At 50.1% G+C, this 17,884-nt stretch carries 17 protein-coding genes and 2 pseudogenes; 12 read left to right on the plus strand and 7 right to left on the minus strand.

All coding sequences use genetic code 11. From position 1 onward, the window contains the following. Positions 1 to 6: 6 nt before the first annotated feature. Entirely contained in the window at positions 7 to 1,224 is a 1,218-nt protein-coding gene (locus ACFPOF_RS25615) for an MFS transporter (protein ID WP_378138044.1), read from the minus strand. Positions 1,225 to 1,355: 131 nt separating this feature from the next. Between ACFPOF_RS25615 and ACFPOF_RS25620 the strand changes: the two genes are divergently transcribed. After that, entirely contained in the window at positions 1,356 to 1,727 is a 372-nt protein-coding gene (locus ACFPOF_RS25620) for a winged helix-turn-helix transcriptional regulator (protein ID WP_378138046.1), read from the plus strand. Between the two features lie 63 nt (positions 1,728 to 1,790). Here ACFPOF_RS25620 and ACFPOF_RS25625 read toward each other — a convergent pair. The 4 genes and pseudogenes from ACFPOF_RS25625 to ACFPOF_RS25640 form a co-directional block, all read right to left on the minus strand. Continuing rightward, a pseudogene (locus tag ACFPOF_RS25625) lies at positions 1,791 to 2,066 on the minus strand (arsenate reductase/protein-tyrosine-phosphatase family protein); the annotation flags it as partial. A 15-nt stretch (positions 2,067 to 2,081) separates the two neighbouring features. Continuing rightward, a pseudogene (gene arsB / locus ACFPOF_RS25630) lies at positions 2,082 to 2,974 on the minus strand (arsenite/antimonite efflux transporter); the annotation flags it as partial. A gap of 17 nt (positions 2,975 to 2,991) precedes the next feature. Then, the gene (locus ACFPOF_RS25635; protein WP_378138048.1) at positions 2,992 to 3,885 is read right to left on the minus strand and encodes an SDR family oxidoreductase; all 894 of its coding nucleotides are present in this window, start codon (positions 3,883 to 3,885) and stop codon (positions 2,992 to 2,994) included. A 14-nt stretch (positions 3,886 to 3,899) separates the two neighbouring features. Further along, positions 3,900 to 5,513, minus strand: a complete 1,614-nt coding sequence (locus ACFPOF_RS25640; protein WP_378138050.1) for a thiamine pyrophosphate-binding protein — start codon at positions 5,511 to 5,513, stop codon at positions 3,900 to 3,902. 138 nt (positions 5,514 to 5,651) lie between these two features. On the opposite strand from ACFPOF_RS25640, the gene ACFPOF_RS25645 reads away from it, so the two are divergent. From ACFPOF_RS25645 to ACFPOF_RS25665, 5 genes are all read left to right on the plus strand, one after another. Further along, positions 5,652 to 6,053: a hypothetical protein gene (locus ACFPOF_RS25645; RefSeq protein WP_378138052.1), complete on the plus strand. Its 402-nt coding sequence runs from the start codon at positions 5,652 to 5,654 to the stop codon at positions 6,051 to 6,053. Next, on the plus strand, positions 6,050 to 6,652 hold the full coding sequence (locus ACFPOF_RS25650; protein WP_378138054.1) for a gluconate 2-dehydrogenase subunit 3 family protein: 603 nt from the start codon (positions 6,050 to 6,052) through the stop codon (positions 6,650 to 6,652). Before ACFPOF_RS25645 ends, ACFPOF_RS25650 begins: the two co-directional genes overlap by 4 nt. Beyond that, entirely contained in the window at positions 6,642 to 8,249 is a 1,608-nt protein-coding gene (locus tag ACFPOF_RS25655) for a GMC family oxidoreductase (protein WP_378138056.1), read from the plus strand. The genes ACFPOF_RS25650 and ACFPOF_RS25655 overlap by 11 nt, the downstream gene beginning before the upstream one ends. A 208-nt stretch (positions 8,250 to 8,457) precedes the next feature. After that, positions 8,458 to 8,850, plus strand: coding sequence for a PD-(D/E)XK nuclease family transposase (locus ACFPOF_RS25660; RefSeq protein WP_378138058.1), 393 nt, complete (start codon positions 8,458 to 8,460; stop codon positions 8,848 to 8,850). Next, positions 8,814 to 9,125, plus strand: coding sequence for a PD-(D/E)XK nuclease family transposase (locus ACFPOF_RS25665; RefSeq protein WP_378138060.1), 312 nt, complete (start codon positions 8,814 to 8,816; stop codon positions 9,123 to 9,125). Before ACFPOF_RS25660 ends, ACFPOF_RS25665 begins: the two co-directional genes overlap by 37 nt. Before the next feature lie 27 nt (positions 9,126 to 9,152). On the opposite strand, the gene ACFPOF_RS25670 is transcribed toward ACFPOF_RS25665, so the two are convergent. After that, positions 9,153 to 9,464 (minus strand): hypothetical protein, encoded by a 312-nt coding sequence (locus ACFPOF_RS25670; protein WP_378138062.1) that lies wholly within the window; start codon positions 9,462 to 9,464, stop codon positions 9,153 to 9,155. Positions 9,465 to 9,751: 287 nt separating this feature from the next. Here ACFPOF_RS25670 and ACFPOF_RS25675 point away from each other — a divergent pair, with 287 nt between their 5' ends. The 6 genes from ACFPOF_RS25675 to pflA all read left to right on the plus strand — a co-directional run bounded on the left by ACFPOF_RS25675 (position 9,752) and on the right by pflA (position 17,063). Continuing rightward, entirely contained in the window at positions 9,752 to 10,099 is a 348-nt protein-coding gene (locus tag ACFPOF_RS25675; protein WP_378138064.1) for a VOC family protein, read from the plus strand. A 148-nt stretch (positions 10,100 to 10,247) separates the two neighbouring features. Continuing rightward, the gene (locus ACFPOF_RS25680) at positions 10,248 to 10,757 is read left to right on the plus strand and encodes a hemerythrin domain-containing protein (protein ID WP_378138066.1); all 510 of its coding nucleotides are present in this window, start codon (positions 10,248 to 10,250) and stop codon (positions 10,755 to 10,757) included. Positions 10,758 to 10,820: 63 nt separating this feature from the next. Continuing rightward, positions 10,821 to 11,312 (plus strand): hypothetical protein, encoded by a 492-nt coding sequence (locus ACFPOF_RS25685; RefSeq protein ID WP_378138068.1) that lies wholly within the window; start codon positions 10,821 to 10,823, stop codon positions 11,310 to 11,312. Positions 11,313 to 11,330: 18 nt separating this feature from the next. Then, positions 11,331 to 13,937, plus strand: coding sequence for a bifunctional acetaldehyde-CoA/alcohol dehydrogenase (gene adhE, locus ACFPOF_RS25690; protein WP_378138070.1), 2,607 nt, complete (start codon positions 11,331 to 11,333; stop codon positions 13,935 to 13,937). A 38-nt stretch (positions 13,938 to 13,975) separates the two neighbouring features. Next, on the plus strand, positions 13,976 to 16,252 hold the full coding sequence (gene pflB, locus ACFPOF_RS25695; RefSeq protein ID WP_378138072.1) for a formate C-acetyltransferase: 2,277 nt from the start codon (positions 13,976 to 13,978) through the stop codon (positions 16,250 to 16,252). Between the two features lie 61 nt (positions 16,253 to 16,313). After that, on the plus strand, positions 16,314 to 17,063 hold the full coding sequence (gene pflA, locus ACFPOF_RS25700; RefSeq protein WP_378138074.1) for a pyruvate formate-lyase-activating protein: 750 nt from the start codon (positions 16,314 to 16,316) through the stop codon (positions 17,061 to 17,063). A gap of 75 nt (positions 17,064 to 17,138) precedes the next feature. Here the strand turns inward: pflA and ACFPOF_RS25705 are convergent, their stop codons facing one another. Further along, positions 17,139 to 17,867 carry a fibronectin type III domain-containing protein gene (locus ACFPOF_RS25705; protein ID WP_378138076.1) on the minus strand — a complete coding sequence of 243 codons (729 nt, stop codon included), beginning with the start codon at positions 17,865 to 17,867 and terminating at the stop codon, positions 17,139 to 17,141. Positions 17,868 to 17,884: the final 17 nt, after the last annotated feature.

The raw sequence follows: 17,884 nt of genomic DNA on the forward strand, positions 1-17,884 counted from the left end.
CGTCTGTTAGCACTGAATCGGTTTTGCTGCAGCGGGGTATGATCTGACTTTGCGTTGTTCCAATGCCATGCTCCAACCGGTCAAAAGTACTGCGGCCAACACCATGATAGCGCCGATCCAGGTCGTATGAATCAATCCCAGTGAATCGGTGATCACTCCGCCCAGATAAGCCCCAATGGCAATGCCTGCATTAAATGCGGCGATGTTGACAGCGGAAGCGACATCTTTAGCTCTTGGCGCGAAGCGCTCAGCCAGCATGACAACATAAATCTGGAGTCCGGGAACATTCATAAAAGCGAGCAAGCCCATGATGAAAATGGTGATCAATCCGGCTACCTTAAATGGCGCAGTCGCCATCAATACGAGCAGTACGATCGCCTGCAAAATGAACATATAGAACAAAGCCTTGAGTGGACGCCGATTGGCAACTTTCCCTCCGACGACATTGCCGATCGCAATGGCAACACCGTAAATGAGCAGAATGATCGCTACAGTGCTTTCGGCAAATCCGGTTATCTCATGCAGCAAAGGGGATAAATAAGTAAATACGACAAAGGTTCCGCCATACCCGAGTGCTGTGATGGCAAACGCTAACAGCAGCCTTCCGTTCGTCACAAGCTTCACCTGCTCGCGTATCGGGGTTGAAACACCTTTGCGCAACGCAGCAGGGATCAGAATCAGGTTGGCGATCAACGCGAACAAGCCGATAAAGGAGATGGTGACGAAGGCCGCACGCCAGCCCATCTGTTGACCAATCCAAGTGCCTAGCGGGACCCCAGTTACGATTGCTATCGTTAATCCGGAGAACATCATGGAAATCGCACTCGCCCTTTTGTTCTCAGGCACGAGATCGGCGGCGATCGTTGATGCGATTGACATAAAAACGCCGTGAGACAAAGCGGAGAGCACACGGGCTGTCAACAAAATGCCAATGCTTCCGGCAACTGCCGCCAGGCTGTTTCCAGCGATGAAAACGAGCATAATGACAATTAGCAGCGACTTCCGTGACATTCCCGTTGTTAGCGAGGTCAGCACAGGGGCTCCGAAGGTGACCCCGAGTGCATACAGCGTCACGGTCAGTCCTGCCGTTGTGAGCGATATATGAAAGTTCTCGGCGATCAGGGGCAACAGCCCCACGCTGATAAACTCGGTAGTTCCGATCGCATAGGCGCTAATGGCAAGAGCCAGAAGCGCGAACATACTCCGTTTTTGATCCAATAACATGTTTCTCACCTCATCCAGTCTTCGTATTCGTCGGCCGATGTATGCTATTATGAGAGGAACAAGAGTATTTGGCTAGTACGTACTTAGAAGTACGGTAGGTACTGAAAAGTACCTATAAACGGAGGCGCAGCATGAGCACAGGAACGAATAAGAAGTATAACATTTCGGTGGAAGCGACCTTGGAAGTCATCGGGGGAAAGTGGAAGTGCGTGATTCTTTGTTACTTGACGCGAGGAAAAAAACGGACGAGTGATCTCAAGCGTATCATGCCCAGCATTACGCAAAAGATGCTCACTCAACAGTTACGGGAATTGGAAGCGGACGGGATTGTCAACCGAATCACATATCATCAAGTACCGCCCAAGGTCGAGTACGAACTGAGCCAATATGGCTGGAGCCTCAAACCCGTTCTGGATGCGCTTTGTTCGTGGGGAGAGGGACATATTATTAAAGAATACGGCGAAAAATCCGCTGTATTAGAGGATAACATTTTTAATCAATGAGACATGGAAACAAATGATAACCTACCGCGCTATGCGCGGGTTTTTTAATTCCACACCAAATCAGATAACCGGACAATGCTCGTCAGCATGTCCGCACAACGAAATGACATATACTGCCCGATTCAGAGTCTCAGGATCAATGACGTCGGAGTTGTTCAAAGAGATATCGACACCTGTCTCGGCCATCACTTGAACTGCTCTCGGATTAAGCCCGTGCGCTTCCAGACCAGCGCTCTTCACATCATAGAGGTGACCTCCGAATGCGTTCAAAAAACCGTCCGCCATTTGGCTTCTGCATGAGTTGCCGGTACAAAGAAAGTAAACCAATGGTTTTGTCATAATCATCCACTCCTATTAATTAATGATTTTCAACCAGAAATATAGTCCCGCGAGCGTGATGATGAGAACAGGAATAGTCAATATGACGCCGACCTTGAAATAATACCCCCAACCGATTTTAACGCCTTTTGTAGACAGTACATGTAACCACAGCAAAGTGGCCAACGAACCGATGGGTGTAATTTTCGGTCCTAAATCGGAGCAATCACATTGGCGTAAATAAAAGCTTCCCGAGCGAATCCGGTTATGCCGCTACTCTGAATTGCAAGAGCATCGATCATTACAGTCGGCATATTGTTCATGAAAGAAGATAGAAGGGCTGCTATGAATCCGGCAACCATGGTGGCCGAGAAAAGACCTTGATTGCCGGCCCATCCATACAGATGGCCGAGTTTATCAGTAAGCCCGGCAATTCGCAACCCGTACACGACAACATACATCCCGATTGAAAAAACGACTACAGCCCAAGACGCGCCTTTCACAAGCTTCCAGGTATAAATGCTTTTGCTTTGGCGAGCGAATAGAAGAAAGAGTAACGCCGCACTTCCTGCGTTAATCGAAATTGGAACTTGCAACATTTCACTGCTCAAGTAAGCGACCAACAACACAGCTAAGATCACCCAAGAGACTCGGAATAACCGCAAGTCTTTGATCGCTTCTTTGGGTTGTTTCAGTTGAGCAATGTTATAACGCTTCGGAATACTTCTTCTAAACATGAGATACAGCACCAATAAACTCGATCCGATGGCAAATAGGGTGGGGACGATCATGCGTCCTGCGTATTCGACGAAAGTAATCTCAAAGAAATCGGCGGATACGATGTTCACCAAATTGCTGACAACGAGCGGGAGAGACGCCGTGTCGGAAATAAATCCGCTCGCCATAATAAAAGGCAATATCATTTCATCAAGTGTGAATAGAGGCGTCATCCATTCACAACAACGCCACCTGTAGCATGAATGAATTGCCCGGAAATATAAGACGCGTCATCCGATGCCAGGAAAACATACGCAGGTGCAATCTCACAAGGTTGGCCTGCGCGTCCCATTGGATTGTTCTCCCCCCATTTCGCGACTTGGTTGGCGGGGAAGGAGGCAGGGATAAGAGGTGTCCATACGCTGCCGGGGACAACCCCATTTACCCGAATGTTTCTGCTGTGCAATGATTTCGAGAGCGACCTCGTAAAAGCAATGATGGCGCCCTTGGTTGCCGAATAATCGATGAGTTGTTCGTTCCCCTCATATGCGGTGAGGGAAGCGGCATTGATGATGCTCGCGCCCTGTTTCATATGGAAAAGTGCAGCCTTCGTCAAATAAAACATAGAGAAAAAGTTGGTCTGAAACGTTCGCTCCATTTGTTCGGAGGTAATGTTCTCCAGACTGTTTTGGACATGTTGCTCCGCCGCGTTATTCACAAGAACATCCAACTTGCCGAATTGTGTGACAGTCTGTTCTACAATCTGTTTGCAGAAAGCTTCTTGGCCAATGTCCCCGGCGATACATAGACATTTGCGCCCCTTCTGCTCAACGACTTGTTTCGTTTCTTCGGCATCTGAATGTTCGTTTAGATACACGATGACGACATCTGCGCCTTCTTTGGCGAATGCTACGGCGATGGCTCGTCCTTGACCACTATCCCCGCCAGTAATGATGGCAACTTTATTGGTTAGCTTGCCGCCTGGTCTATAGTTAGGATTGTCATAGATGGGACGCGGGTTCATTAACGATTCAATACCGGGTTGCTTATCCTGGTGTTGAATCGGATAGGGTGGTTTGGGCATAGCTGCGAATGTTGGAGTCTGTTCGGTTCCAGTGGTCATGGTTGTGTGGCTCCTTAATGATTCGATTCAAAATCAGGGTGCGTTGTTTTGGCCGTCAAAACATCAATCAAGTAAGGGATGGTGCTTGATTTCGCTTCTTCTAAGGTAGTACGAAGCTCATCGTTTGTTTTTACTCGTTTGGCAGCCCATCCGGACGATTCTGCAATTTGAACAAAATCGGGATTTGAGATATCCGTCTCAAACGGGGAAAGCTGTTTCAACTTCATTTTGTCCTGTTCCATTTGCAGGGTCCCATTATTGAATATAATGACGGTTAGGGGTAACCCGTAACGTGAAGCTGTAATCAAATCAGCTTGAACCATTCCGAATCCTCCGTCCCCGGCAACGCAAACGACTTGTTTGTTCGGGAATGAACATTTTGCCGCCATCGCGGCCGGTAATCCAAATCCCATCGTTCTGAAGCGCTCCGACAACACTAACCGCTGAGATTTCCCTCTGAAATTTCTCAAAAACCACAGAGTAACGTCCCCTTCATCCAACGTAATGATGGCATCGTTGTCGACGGACTGTTCAATGTCTCTGACAATGGATGAGGGGTGAAGAGGCGATGAAACGGTATTGCACTCCATTTCATTCTGAACGTTCCAAGCTTGCTTGCATTGGTTCAAGCGTATCATCCATTCGGGATTCGAGCGGTAATCTGTCATCTCTTTTGCAAGTGCTTGAACCATCTCTTGGATATTACCAACGATCCCGAATTGAGAAGGAATACCTTCACCGATTGGAGATGTCCGATCTTCTATTCGGATTACTTGGGCCTGTACAGGAACATGAAATTCAGGCCACCAGGAGGTCCCGACCGCAAGGACTACGTCTGATTGTTTACAAATGTCGCTAGCCAATGGATTTCCGCCTTCGCCTAAACCGCCAAGCAAGTAAGGATGGGATTCCGCTATAATCCCCCTTGCACCATAACCCATTATAATTCCGCATGCCCAGTGATCAGCTAACTTCTGAATCGCATCGCCGGCAGCATGGGCTCGATTGCCGGCAAGGATAACGGGGCGTTTCGCATTAGACATGAGCTCCACCGCTTGCCGGACTTGGCTCTGTCCGGTTATTGAGGTTGCCAATTGAATCGATTCGCGTGGTTGGGCACTGCAGGGAAGCGTCCATAGATCGGAAGGAATAGAAAGGTGGGCGGGAGTTGACTGTTCAACTGCCGTAAACATGGCTTGTGCTAAAGTATCAACGACTGCATCGGGATGAATGATAATCCGGCTGAAACCGGTAATCGCCTGAACCAGTCCTTGTTGATCGATATATTGCTTATAAGACGTTCCGATTTTGCGGGTTGGTGCTTGACCGGATAGGGCCAAGATGGAAACGCCATCCATGTATGCGTCTCCCATGCCGGTCAACAAATTCGTTAAGCCTGGCCCCATTTGCGCGGCGCATACTCCGATTCTGCCTGTTAATTTGGCTTCGGCAGACGCCATCATAGCCGCAACTGACTCATGTTTTACGCCAATCCATTCCATCTGATTCTGGCGGGAGAGACCGTCCATCAAGCCAAAGATGGCATCCCCGATGACCCCGTAAATCCGTTTGACACCCCACAATTGCAGCTGCTTGATCATCACATCCGCAACATTTTGCATAGGCATTGTGCTGATAGCTCCTCCCCCTTTTTCTCTTAGTATGGATACGTTGCTTGTTCATTATGAACAAACTTGGATGAATTTTCTTAGGCCGGATATGCTAAAAACCAATGAAAGCAGACACAACGAAATGAGGGAGAGTCCATGTTTTGGGATGCTTGGCCGATCGCAAGAATATTGATTTTGTTTGTCAGCCTTGCCTTCATGTTGATGGCCATTCAAGTGACGATGTACCACTATCGGCAAAATTTTCATCACAAGGCGATGTGGGCGCCGGTTATATTGTCTCCGATCTTTTTTATCGCTGGGCTTGTCTTTACGTTCTATAACGCAAATGGATTAAGCGTGTTGTTTCAAATCCTGATGTGGCTTGGAGTCGTTTCCGGGATGATCGGATTTTATTATCATTTTCGGGGGGTTGGCGTCCGAGTTGGCGGATGGGCGTTGCGCAATTTCCTTATCGGGCCGCCGGTTGTGCTCCCGGTAATGTTTACGGCGGTGAGCGTGCTCGGTCTGATTGCGGTCTATTGGAGGCAGCCGTTATGAGTAGAAAAAGTCAGTATCCTTCCTTTAACGTCATGAACGAAAAAGACGAGTGGGATGGACATACCCAGCTCATCGTGAGTTCTCGATTAGAGTCAAGCGTAAAATTTCAGTTTCTGACAGAGCACGAGGTGGAAATGTTACGCAGCATTTGCAGCTTGCTGGTAGATGACGCCTTACCGGATGCCCTTGAGTATGTGATTTCGCATATCGACCGAACGCTATATTCATCGCCTGGCGAAGGTCAACGGAAAGTCGGTGTGCCGGCTGCTCCTGAATATATTCGACAAGGCTTGGCTGCCTTTGATCGGAGTTCTCAACTGAAGTACTCGGCAACCTTTGCAAAATTGAGTGCGACCGAACAAAAGCAGCTCATTCAAGACATCAGCGTGGGACGAGATCACCCAGCAGAGGTTTGGAATGGCATTCCACAGAAGGATTTATTTAATAAGCTGATGCAGCTCACGGTCGAGTCGTATTGTTCTTACCCTCGAGTATGGTCGGATATTGGGTATGCCGGACCGGCTTATCCGCGAGGGTACGTGCGTACACAGCTTGGACAATTGGATCCATGGGAGGCAAAGGCTGAACATGAAGCATAAATATGCGAATGAAGAAGTGGATGTTCTCATCGTCGGAGCCGGTGCAGCGGGAGGAGTGTTGGCCAAAGAATTAAGCGAAGCCGGTCTTTCGGTCGTTGTGTTGGATGCGGGCCCGCTGCGCGATCCGCAGCATGATTTTGCCAGCGACGAGCTCGCTATGCAAAATCTCGCTTGGCAAGATACTAGAATCGTGGACGGTAACGATCCGCTCACAATGGGCCATAACAATTCAGGTCGTGGCGTCGGCGGCGGAACCGTTCATTTTACGGGCGTTTTTTTACGCTTCCAGGATGTGGACTTTAAGGCGCGGTCGATTGACGGGGTCGGGGAAGATTGGCCGATCAGTTATGAAGATCTTGAGCCATACTACACCCAGACGGAAAAGGACATAGCCGTATCCGGTCCGAAGCACTTTCCTTGGGGGCACTTTAACGGCCCTTATCCATATCCAGAAAGAGAGCCGCTTAGTCCGAATGCTTATATGTTCATGAACGGTTGTGAGAAGCTGGGTATTCGTTCAACCGTTGCACCGCTGGCCATCTTATCCGCCCCTTTTGAAGGGCGTCCTCCGTGCATCAATCGCGGATTTTGCAATCAAGGCTGCATGCCGAACGCGAAATTCAGTACGCTTATTGCGCACATCCCGAAGGCGATCAAAGCCGGGGCCGAGGTATTGCCTGATTGCATGGTAACGCAAGTGCTGTTAGGAAAAGACGGACTGGTTAAAGGCGTGACCTTCGTCCACGACGAGAAAACTTATGAGCAGAAAGCCAAGCTGGTCATCCTCAGCGCATTCGTTGTCGAAACACCGAGATTGTTATTGAATTCGGCCAATGCTCAGTTTCCGAACGGACTTGCCAATAGCAGCGGCATGGTTGGAAAATCCATTATGGTGCATAGCAGCAATGACGTTTACGCGAAGTTCGATTATGAATTGCGCTTATATAAAGGGACGCCGGTACTCGCTACAACGCTGGATTATTATCGCACGGATTTGAATCGTGATTTTCTTCGCGGTTATACGCTGCATTCACATGGTACAAGACCGGTTGAATTTGCGGGCGCGATTGCCAAAGCACAAGGCGGCCCGATCTGGGGCGAGCGATTCAGGCAGACGCTCCTGGAATACAATCATTTTGGAAGAATTACCATGGTTGGTGAAGTATTGCCGAATCCGAATAATTGCGTGACATTGGCGGACGAGAAAGACAATTATGGTCTGCCGCGAGCGAAAGTGACGTTTAGTTATGGGCAGAACGACCAAAAGCTGATCACGCACGCTGTAAGGACGATGAGCTCTATTTTAGAAGCGGAAGGCGGGAAGGTGGAGTTCGTAGTTCCGGATACGGCGCACATGATGGGAGGGTGCCGAATGGGCAACAACCCTGCCGATTCAGTCGTCAATTCATACGGGCAGAGCCATGACATTCCCAACTTGTTCGTGTGCGACGCGAGTATCTTCGTCACTTCCGGCGCAGGCAATCCGACCAATACCGTTATGTCGCTGGCTCTCAGGACAGCCGACTACATCAAAGAAGTCGTGAAGAAAAGGGAGCTGACGATGAGCAATCGCTTTCAGACGGAGCCCTCCGTATAGAAGGTATGAATACTCGCGACGACAGAAGCGTGGATGTAAAGGTTTACAAACACATCCAATTCAGATATTATGGTGACAATAAGTTAACTTGTCGCGAAGCACGCGCAACTTCATTTTCCCTGAGCAGGGGGGACGAAGCGGCGCGTGCTTTTTTGCGTTTGTGGCGACGGTAGAGCAGGGGCGCTATGTTATAATGGGAGGCAAAGGAATGGAACTTAACCGGTTGGTATCTGATCGAATGCCCGTGGTGAGGCTGAATCCGAAAAACTACTTCTTGTTCGGGCGGCTATTCGGGGAGGAAGCAGGGAAGCCGCTGCTCATTAGCTTGCTGAACGCCGTGCTGCGGCGCGGGGGAAAGCAGGCGATTACGGATGTAACCATTGTCGACGATACGCGGTTGGGACGAGAGTTGATCGAAGACAAAGAAGTTGTGCTCGATATTTTATGCAAAGTCGACGGAGAGGAACAAGTAAATGTCGAAATGCAGGTGCGCTGGTTCGCGCGGATGGACTATCGCACATTCTGGAGCTCCATTTTATTGAATGCCCGAAATTCCAGCAGGTTGTGTTTGACATACATGATCCGTTGCATCGTTGGCTAAGGTTTTTGCATCATCGCACGACATCCGAACAAATGGAGGAGTTAATGAAGATGGATGAGACGATCAGAGAAGCGGAGGCGCGTATAAGTTACCTGGCCAGCGACGAGGAAACGCGCAGATTGTATGCGATTCGGGAGAGAGCATTGCACGATCGGGCAAGTTGGTTAGAGGATGCGAAAGCAGAAGGCAGGGAAGAAGGCAAGATAAAAGGCCGAGAAGAGGGCAAGATAGAAGGCAAGATAACACCGCATGCGATTACTCTGAGAACCGGATAAAGGCAAGCGATTGACAACACCTTGCCTTTATCCGGTTTTCCTGCAATGCTCGAGGATACATTTATATGCGAATTGATCCGCTTGATCTTCGTACGAGACTTCTCGGTAATCGGAGGCATCTCGTGCGATCCGCTGATGATCGACTAAAAAACGTTTGAAGTCTTTCATCGTTCTATGATCCAGATAGAATAGAGCATCCAAGAGATGGGAGAACTCATGGAAAAAGATAAAGTAAGGGAGATCCCGTTTTCTCAGCTGATATCGCTTCAGAATATTCTGTTCGTCTACCGTCAAGAAACCGTCGTATGGAATTTGTACGATGATTTTGACTTTTTTCATCGTTCGGTCCGCGATAACAGCCCCTCCATAAAAAGGTCCCCATGAAACATCAAGTGAGCAGCTTATATGAGCAGGTATACGAGGAGCTAGTGTTTCCAACTGCTTGTGAAGCCTCTTTTTCCAGATGAGTAGGCGGATACGTCTTCGTTTATAGTGATGCCACAGTGCTTTCATCATCGTAATCACCATATTAAACGATATATTGACAATGAATCTTGTACAACATGCAAATGGAGGGAATTCTATTTTAGTGCTAAAATTTAATAAACGGACAGGAGCGCGATACGATGATCAAAGGTTTCGGAGGCCTATTCTGGAGGACAAAAAATCTTGACGCCACAAAGAAGTGGTACAGCGAAGTATTGAAGCTTGAAATCAACAGCTGGAACGGAACTGTGATCAAAGCCGAAGCAGGAAATGAGACAATTTTTTCGTTCTTTGCCGAGGATGACAGCTATTTTCCTACAGAGCAGCAAGTGATGCTGAATTTTCAAGTACATAATCTGGATGAGATGATCACACATCTTGAGATGATAGGTGTACCGCTTGCCAAGAACAAAGAGAGCAGTGAATATGGAAAGTTTGTATGGATCAAAGATCCTGAAGGCCGACTGATCGAGCTTTGGGAGAAATAAGGAACAGGTTGCCGACAGCAGAAGCGGCAGCCTGTTTTTTTGTATTGTGACCATTCGATGACAGGCTTTAAAACGTGATAAATGTTACAGAGTGACCGAAAAAAAACGATTATGCTGGTCTCAGGCGATAAGCGAAGGAGGACATCCGATGATAGCAAATATGGAATCCATGATCCCGGCTAATAGGAAGGTGCTGGTGCTGGAGGAGGCCATCGTTCGGGCAAGACAGGACCTCGAGACGTTAAAGGAAGAGCTGACGGCGCTACATGATAAGGCGTGTGTTGTTCAGAAGGACGAGAATATAAATCGACTCAACCAGGAACTGCAACAACTGGACGAGACGGTCAAACTTTTTCTGAGAGATTGGTATAACCATAATGAGTGGGAAGAACACGAGCTATTCCCTTACGCCGCATGGTACTTGGGAGAAGATCCGCAGTTATTTGACTATATGGAACAAGATCACAGAATGGCGGAGAGTAACATTCGCGCGTTCCTCCAGACGCTGAATAAAGCAACCACCCCTGTCAGCCACGAAACAGCACAAAGAATGGCATCGTATTTGTTGCAAGCTTCCGCGTTCTTAAAAGTGAAGTTCGAAGAGGAAGAGGACATTCTGGTCGCGCTGGAGGATCATTCGAACCGGCATCAGTTTTGACAGATTATCTTGTAAAAATATTCGCAATCTATTCCGAACAGCCGGAAGAAAGGGGGAACGACGATGTCACATGAGAAAGAGCAAGCGCCGCTTCTCGAACTGTACCTGACCTACGACCAATGGAAAGAAAAACATGACTCCCTGTATGCGCGATTGATGGAGCTTTGCCGGTGTATGCGTTGGAATCCGAGCAACTATGAATGTGCGAACTGGGAATCGCATCATCGGCTGGTGCGGGCAACGTTCATCCCGTTCATGGAAGAATGGAAGAAGTATGTGCAGCAGGAGAAGTTAACGATTTATCCGTTCGCCAAAGCGTCGATCCGTGGAGACGAGTCCAGTCCAGTCACCCCTTTGGAGGAAGACGACCGACTCGTTACCCTGTTCTACGAGCATTATGTAAGAGCATATGAAGAGGGAGCGACACCAGAGGATTCTCTGGCGCGCGTGATGCAAGTTCTACTGATTGTGACGGAGCACTTCCGGATAGAAGATGAAACGATATTGCCGATTACAGAGAAATTGATGGAAGATCTGGCGTACAGTGGCTCTTAAAAATAGGAGGCGATTCCGATGGCAATGAAGGAGAAAACGCAGGAAACGTTTGTAGGCGCTCAAGAAGAAGTGAACGCTCTCGCGACGCTTGCACGACAAGCTCTCGAAGCTTATATGCAGTTGGACCAGGAGAAAGTGGATCGGATTGTTCAGGCGATGGCGCTTGCGGGACTGGATCGGCATATGTTGCTCGCCAAGATGGCGGTTGAGGAAACCGGACGCGGCGTATACGAGGACAAAATTACGAAAAACATCTTTGCCACAGAGTATATTTACCACAGCATCAAGAACGAGAAGACGGTCGGTGTCATTGAGGAAAACGGATATGAGAACTATCGTAAGGTGGCGGAACCTGTCGGTGTTATTGCCGGCATCACACCGGTCACCAATCCGACGTCAACGACAATGTTCAAAGCGTTGATTGCGGCGAAGACGCGCAACCCGATCATTTTCGCGTTCCATCCATCTGCCCAGCGTTCCAGCCGTGAAGCCGCCAAAACGTTGCTTGACGCCGCAGTAGCGGCAGGTGCACCAGAACACTGCATTCAATGGATCGAGCATCCTTCCGTAGAGGGGACGCAGTTGCTCATGAATCACCCTGGCGTAGCGCTTGTGTTGGCAACTGGGGGTTCTTCGATGGTCAAAGCCGCTTACAGCACCGGCAAACCAGCTCTTGGCGTCGGTCCGGGCAACGTGCCTTGCTTCATCGAGCGTACAGCCGATCTCGAACAGGCCGTAACGGATCTCATTCTTTCCAAAACGTTCGACAACGGCATGATTTGCGCCTCGGAGCAGGCGGTCATCCTTGATGAGCCGATCTATGAAGCCACGAAAAAGCTGATGCTCGCTAATGGCTGTTACTTCCTTGACAAGAAAGAAATCGAAGAAGTGTCCCGTCTGGTGATCAACCCGGAAAAATGCGCGGTCAACGCCGTCATTGTCGGGCAACCCGCCTTCAAGATCGCTGAAATGGCCGGCATTAAAGTGCCTGAAAACACAAAAATTCTGGTCGCGGAGCTCGCAGGCGTCGGAGAGAAATATCCGTTGTCCGCAGAGAAGCTAAGCCCAGTTCTCGCTTGTTATAAAGTAAAAAGCGCGGAGCAGGGCATTGAGCGGGCCGCCCAAGTCGTTGCTTACGGCGGAATGGGGCACTCCTCGGTCATTCATACGAACGACCAGTCGGTCGTCACGGCTTTCTCCGAACGGCTGCAAACCGGTCGAATTATTGTGAATGCACCTTCCACACACGGCGCAATCGGGGACATCTATAATACGAACCTGCCATCGCTTACGCTCGGCTGTGGCTCCTATGGAAGCAACTCGACGACCTCCAATGTGACTGCGGTCAACCTGATCAACGTGAAGCGGGTGGCGTATCGCACACTTAACATGCAGTGGTTCAAAATACCGCCAAAAATCTATTTCGAACGAGGATCGACTCAGTATCTCGAGAAAATGCCGGATATAAGCCGGGTTATGATCGTCACCGACGCCGCTATGGTGAAGCTGGGATACGCAGAGAAGGTCGAATATTACCTTCGGAAGCGCAAAAATCCCGTCTCCATCGAAGTGTTCTCGGACGTTGAGCCCGACCCGTCCGTGGATACGGTGGAACGGGGAACAAGGCTTATGGCCCAGTTCAAGCCCGACTGCATCATTGCCTTGGGCGGAGGATCGCCGATGGATGCTGCGAAAGCGATGTGGCTGTTCTACGAATACCCGGATACTAACTTTGATTCGCTCAAGATGAAGTTCCTTGATATTCGCAAGCGCATCTATAAATATCCGCGGCTCGGGCAGAAAGCCCAATTCGTAGCCATCCCAACGACTTCGGGTACCGGCTCGGAAGTTACTTCGTTCGCGGTCATTACTGACAAGAACAAAGGGCATACGAAATATCCGTTAGCCGACTATGAATTGACGCCGGATGTCGCGATCGTTGATCCGGACTATGTGTACAGTCTGCCGAAGACGGCGGTTGCCGATACCGGTATGGACGTGCTTACTCATGCCATCGAGGCGTACGTCTCCGTCATGGCGAGCGACTTCACAGATGGACTGGCGCTTAAAGCGGTCCAACTTGTGTTCGAGAACATTGAAGCGTCTTATCATCGCGCCGACCCGAAAGCGCGGGAGAAAATGCACAATGCTTCGACGATTGCCGGCATGGCGTTCGCGAATGCTTTTCTCGGCATCAACCACAGCTTGGCGCATAAGTGGGGAGGCCAGTATCATACGGCGCACGGCCGTACGAACGCGATTCTGATGCCGCATGTCATTCGATATAATGCGCAGCAACCGACGAAGTTCGCTTCGTTTCCGAAATATGACCACTTCGTGGCAGACAAACGATATGCGGATCTGGCGCACCTGCTCGGATTGCCGGCACGCACAACAGAGGAGGGCGTGAACAGCCTGATCGAAGCGATTCGCAACCTTAACCGGTCGCTTGACATTCCGGAATCGTTCCAGGCGCTTGGCTTCGATGCCTCCGATTTTGAATCCAAGGTAGACGATCTGGCCGACCGTGCCTTCGAAGATCAATGTACGACCGCCAATCCTCGAATGCCGCTCGTGACCGAGCTCGCCGATGTGTACCGCAATGCGTTTTATGGCAAGTTTTAAGGGTTTCATCATCGATTTCAAATGAGGAGTGATCTCACATGTCCACCAGGGAACAAGATCTGCGCCCCGCATCGGGTCAGGAACGGATTGACGGCTGGAGAACGTTCCATCCCGGCACATGGCAGCGCCATGTTGACGTCAACGACTTTCTCGCTTTGAATCTGACGCCATACGAGGGAGACGAATCCTTCCTTGCGGCGCCGACGGCAGCGACCCGCACACTATGGGATAAAGTGTTGCTGCTGACGAAGCAGGAACGCGATAACGGAGGTGTATTGGATGTGGATACGGACACCGTGTCCACGATCACTTCACATGCGCCAGGTTATATCGACCGCTCGCTTGAGAAGATCGTCGGACTGCAGACGGATGCGCCGCTCAAGCGATCCGTTCAGCCCTTCGGCGGTATTCGAATGGTCGCGGACGCCTGCAACGCATACGGGTATAAGCTGCCGGAGGAAATCATCCGTACGTTCACTGATATCCGCAAAACGCATAACCAAGGTGTGTTCGATGCCTATACGACGGAAATGAGAATGGCCCGCAAAGCCGGCATCATCACCGGCCTCCCGGACGCTTACGGTCGCGGTCGAATTATTGGCGACTATCGTCGAGTAGCGTTATATGGCGTCGATCGACTCGTGGCGGAGAAACAGGAAGACCTTCTTCAACTGGAAATGGATGTGATGAATGAGAACACGATACGGGCAAGGGAGGAGTTGTCCGAGCAAGTGCGTGCGCTGGCCGAACTGAAAGCCATGGCGAAAACTTACGGTTATGACATCAGCCGTCCAGCCGCTTCGGCGGCGGAAGCGATTCAGTGGCTGTACTTCGGTTATTTGGCGGCGATCAAGGAACAGAACGGCGCGGAGATGAGTTTGGGACGCGTATCGAGCTTCCTCGATGTCTATATCGAACGCGACAAGCAAGAGGGAACGCTGAGCGAAGATGAGGCGCAGGAACTTGTGGACCACTTCGTCATGAAGCTTCGTTTGGTCAAGTTTCTGAGAACGCCCGACTACAATGAGCTGTTTAGCGGCGACCCGACGTGGGTGACCGAATCGCTCGGCGGCATGGGCAATGACGGACGAACTCGCGTGACCCGTACGTCGTTCCGTTTCCTTCACACCTTATACAATCTGGGGCCGGCGCCAGAGCCGAACTTGACAGTGTTATGGTCGACCCGACTGCCGGAAGGCTTTAAAAATTACTGCGCCAAAGTGTCGATCGACACCAGTTCGATCCAGTACGAGAATGACGATCTTATGCGTCCCTTGTATGGAGATGACTATGGCATTGCCTGTTGCGTATCGGCGATGCGAATCGGCAAGCAAATGCAGTTCTTCGGGGCGCGTGCCAACTTGGCGAAGGCTTTGCTCTATGCGATCAACGGAGGCAAAGATGAAGTGCTCGGCGAACAAGTCGGGCCGGCCATTGCGCCGTTGACCGGTGAGACGCTGGATTACGACGAAGTCATGAACAGATACAACGACATGCTGGAATGGCTCGCGCGTCTGTACATGAACACGCTGAATGTCATTCACTACATGCATGACAAGTATTGCTACGAACGGTTGGAGATGGCGCTCCACGACAAAGAAATCATTCGGACGATGGCTTGCGGCATTGCCGGTCTGTCGGTCGTCGCCGATTCGCTCAGCGCCATCAAGTACGCCAAAGTTCGTCCGATCCGCAACGAACAAGGGCTGGCCGTCGATTTTGAGATTGATGGCGAATACCCGCAATATGGGAACAACGACGATCGCGTGGATAGCATCGCGGTGCAGCTGACGGAGACGTTCATGAGCAAGCTTCGCAAACATGAAGCTTACCGCAATGCGATTCCGACGCAGTCGGTTCTTACGATTACTTCGAATGTGGTTTATGGGAAGAAAACAGGCAGTACGCCGGACGGACGCAAAGCAGGCCAACCGTTCGCACCGGGAGCGAATCCGATGCATGGACGCGATCGCAAGGGTGCTCTGGCATCGCTCAACTCGGTCGCCAAACTTCCGTACGATAGCAGCCTGGACGGCATTTCAAACACATTTTCGCTTGTTCCAAAGGCGCTCGGACGCGAGGCGGATACCCGGGTCGGCAACCTTGTCGCGTTGCTTGACGGCTATGCAGCGAAGAACGGCCATCATCTTAATGTCAACGTCTTTAACCGGGAGCAGTTGCTCGATGCGATGGAACATCCCGAGCAATATCCGCAACTGACGATCCGTGTATCGGGGTATGCGGTTAACTTCATCAAGTTGACGAGAGAGCAACAGCTGGACGTCATCAGCCGGACATTCCACGGTAACATTTGACTACGTTGAACAACGGCCTGCAGCCATCGTGTTGAATGTCCGGAAGAGGGGAGAAGAAGAAATGAGACATACAGGCAGAATACACTCCATCGAGACGTTCGGCACGGTGGACGGTCCGGGCATCCGGTTCGTGCTTTTCCTTCAAGGCTGTGCGCTTCAATGTCGCTACTGTCATAATCCCGATTCGTGGGATACGCAAGGCGGCACGCTACGGACGGTAGACGAAATATTGGCCGAAATTGAGCCGTATGTCGATTATTACACACGATCCGGCGGAGGTATCACCGTCTCCGGAGGGGAGCCCACCTTGCAGGCACCGTTCGTTGCCGAATTGTTCCAGGCGTGTAAGGATCGTTGGAATCTGCATACCGCGCTAGACTCCTCCGGATTTTGCGACCCGTCGCATGCCGACACTCTACTTGGGGTCACCGATCTTGTGCTGCTCGATCTGAAACTGATGAATCGGAGGGGACATGTCGAGCTGACGACACAGCCGAACGATCGGACGATCGCATTCGCTAAACACCTGTCGGAAAGGGGAAATCGGATGTGGGTCCGTCGTGTGCTGGTGCCGGGTTTAACGGATTCGGCGGAGGACTTGATCGATCTGGGGAGATTCGTCGAAGAGTTAACCGGAGTAGAAAAGGTGGAGGTGCTTCCCTATCATCGAATGGGTGTGTACAAGTGGCAGCAGCTCGGAATGCCTTACACATTAGACGGTATTCAGGAGACTGCTCTGGAAGAGGTCCAGCGTGCGTACCAGCTTATTGGGCGGGGGCGCAACATGGTGCGGGTGAGGCCAAAAATTTAACATGAATAGAGAAAGGCCCGTTCGGTGGAACTACATCCATTCCACCGAACGGGTCTTTCTATATGATACGCGCATTTACTTTTTTGGCGTAGCCTTCGGTGTCGCTTTGATGTCTTTGGTTTGGCCAAGAACGTCTGCGCCATTCTCGGCTGTGATATCGAAATGATAGATGATTGCATTTTTCAACTTGACGAACGTATAGCTGATTTCTTGCCCCTTGTTTTTCAGTGGATCGATCATCACCGTTTTTTCGTAAATTGGCATGCCTTTCTTGTCTGTTTTATACCACCATTGGATTTTATATACAGTGGGTGCCTTTGTTCCTTTTAGTTTACTGAAGGTCAACTTGACAGAGCCGTTCTCCACAGTTGTTTTGACATCAATGGTAACCGGTATAATCACCGGAGTACCAACAGCAGTGCCGATAACGGGATGCTCTCCTTCTTTCATGGCCACAACTCCGATAACATATTGCTTCTTATTGGTCAATTTCGTAAAGGTATAGGTCACAGTATCGGAGTCCATTGTGTCTGCCGTCAGAACGATTGGAATGGGGGGCTCAGACTGCCCCTCAGTTATAATCCTTAGAGTGAAAGTATCCGGAACAATACCGGAGTCGAGTGTTTTTGGAAAAGAAACAGTGAGTTGGGAGTCGCCTGGCGATACAGTCACTTTCCATTTGGTGTTAGCGTTTTCCTTGTTGTAAGCGTTGTCTGTAACGGATTCAGCGAAAGCTTGTGTAGCTATCGGTAATAGTAGCATGATCACCAGAAGTAGACTGAGTGTATGACGAAGTATTTTCATTGTAATCTTCCTTTCAG

This window comes from Cohnella soli, from assembly GCF_042655525.1.
GTDB lineage: Bacteria > Bacillota > Bacilli > Paenibacillales > Paenibacillaceae > Cohnella > Cohnella soli.